The following is a 2,789-nucleotide window of genomic DNA, read 5'->3' as shown; positions in this document are numbered from 1 at the left end:
CATTAACGTCAGAAAACATAGCAGCAATATTATCTTTTGACATAAAAGGAAACATAACCAAAGCAAATCCTGCTTTTGCAGGATATTCCCACATGTCCCAGGAAAACCTTCTCACAATGAATGTAAAAGATTTCAATGTAGTAGAACGGGAAGGTCCGTCATTTTCAGAAATCATTTCCTCTAAAAAACCATCAAAAGGCAGAATGGTTGCTGACTTTGGTTGGAGCGTCAGAACTCTTGATTATTCCTATATTCCAGTGCTTGATGTCAGACAGGATATCATGGGAATAGTTGGTGTGTATATCGATGTAACCGAACAGGACAGTCGTCTTAATGAGATGGAATTGTTCCTCCATGAGAGTCCCCATGCAGTCATGACCCTCAGTCCCGAAATGACTGTCATGGATGTAAATCCGGCCTTTTGCAGGATTTCAGGGTACTCTCACGAACAAGCCATCCTGATGAAACACAGTGACTTTAAGTCCACTGATAGAACTGGTGCAACTGCCGGTGACGCTATACAAAACAGGAAGGCCATGGGAGGAAAAATTACATGTCTCTTCCCGGCAGGAGTCAGACACCTGGAATATACCTATATTCCCATATTTGATAAGTTGGGAAAAGTCACCAAAGTCTTTGATATTTTCGCGGATGTAACGTCATTAGTTGAGAAGATTACAGAAGCTGATTCCTTTATCAAAGAAAATCCGGCTTCAATCATGTCCCTTGATATTAATGGGAATATTCTGGCAGTTAATCAGGCATTCCTTGATATTTCTCATATTCCTGAGGAAAAACTGCTTTCGATGAACGGGCGGGATTTAACTGTAATTAAACGGGAAGGAACTTCAATAGCTGATGTTGTTACAACAAAAAAACCATCTAAAGGGAGACTCGTAGCTGATTTTGGATGGGCTGTAAAAACTCTTGATTTGACATATATCCCGGTATTAGATGTAAATAATGAAGTAAAAAGCCTGGTTGCGATGTACATTGATGTATCTGACCAGATGGCATATATCAATGAGATAGAGGCATTTATTCGTGATAATCCTCATGCCATTATGATGATAGACACAGATCTGAGGATTACTGAAGCAAATCCTGCTTGCTCAAAAATGCTTGGATATAACCACGAAGAGATTATCAGGATGAAGCTAACCGACATAAAGGTTCAAGAGCGGGAAGGCAAGACAATCCAGGAAGCATTTCAGACAAAACAACCAGTTCTGGGAAGAGTTATCTTACAAACACCAGCAGGAATAAAGCATCTTGATTATGTGTACATTCCAATTCTGGATCGAAAAAATACCGTTGTCAGATTCATTGAAATTTTCTCAGATATGACCGCAATGCGATCATTAGTGGACTATGTGAAAAGATCTGTAGAAGACGTCCAGAATAATATCGACTCACTTGCCAGAGGGGATACCAACTTTAATGTCAGGATTCTTGATGCAGATGAACATTCAAAATCAGCAAAAGAAGAGTTCGCAAAGATAGGGCAGGCAATAGATACAGCACGAAAAGCGATAACCCACCTTGTTGACGATTCAAATGCTATGGCACGTGCAGCAATAGCCGGGGATCTCAAATTCAGATCTGATTCTTCAGTTCATGAGGGAGATTATCGTGAAATCATTGAAGGAATGAATAAAACTCTCGATTCCATCAATATTCCGATCAATGAGTCCATGAAAATAGCTGAAAATTATGCACATTATAATTTTACTGCCCGGTTCGATACAACAATTGATGTCAAGGGTGACTGGACACAATTTAAAACTGAACTGAATAACATTGGAATTCAGGTTTCACAGGCAATATCCCTGATTCAATCAAGTGTCGAGAACCTTGTTTCCAGTGCAGAAGAAGCAAACGCCAGTATTGAGGAAGTCTTGGCAGGAGCTCACCATATTACAGATAATACCGGGAAAGTAAGCCAGAATGCTGATCTGGGTGGAGAGGGAATCATCCAGGTACTGAAAGCAATGGAGGATCTCAACCAGACAGTATCATCAGTATCACAAAAGACTGAATCTGTATCTACTGCTTCTGATGAGACAAATTTACTCGCAAAAGGAGGAATAACCCTTGCCAAACAATCTGAAAAATCTATGGGTGATATTACAACTTCAACAGGTGAAGTTGATTCTATTGTCAATGGAATAAATGCCCAGATGAATGAAATTGGTAAGATTGTACGATTAATTTCTGATATCGCAAATCAGACCAACCTATTAGCTCTTAATGCTGCAATTGAAGCAGCACGGGCAGGTGAGGCAGGAAGAGGATTTGCCGTGGTGGCTGCAGAAGTCAAATCTCTCGCACAGGATTCACGCAAATCGGCTGAAAATATTGCTGACATGATCGAAACACTCCAAAGTAAAGCCAGTCAGGCAACCGAGGCCATGGAACGATCAACAAAAGCAGTAAAAGAAGGGAGTAACGCTCTTGAAGAGACTCTTTCAGCATTTGGGAAGATTGCAGACACTATTGAGAAAATTAACCAGAGTATAGTTGAAGTTGCTTCAGCATCAGAAGAGCAGGCAGCATCTGTACAGGAAGTTACTGCAAGTATTCACGAGGTTGCAGGCCTGGTCCAGAATACATCAAAAGAGGCAGGAGAAGCCGCATCTGCAACAGAAGAAGCAAGTATATCCATCGATGAGATCAGCAAAATTATGAATGGAGTTATTCATATTGTCGAAAATATCTCTCATGAAATGACCAAGTTTAAGGTGTCTTAATAGAGCAGATGTGGTCATGATCAGATTATTATATTGTAC

1 protein-coding gene is annotated in these 2,789 nt (G+C 40.4%); it reads left to right on the top strand.

Features of this window, described 5'->3' with window-relative positions; translation table 11 throughout:
• The coding region (locus VN429_RS05845; protein WP_325630851.1) for a methyl-accepting chemotaxis protein at positions 1-2,750 on the top strand (2,750 nt) is incomplete at its 5' end.
• Positions 2,751-2,789 lie beyond the last annotated feature (39 nt).

Origin of the sequence: Methanospirillum sp., from assembly GCF_035560735.1 — an archaeon.
Lineage (GTDB): Archaea > Halobacteriota > Methanomicrobia > Methanomicrobiales > Methanospirillaceae > Methanospirillum.
The sequence above is the reverse complement of the archived record's forward strand: the minus strand, read 5'-3'. Positions and strand labels throughout refer to the sequence as shown.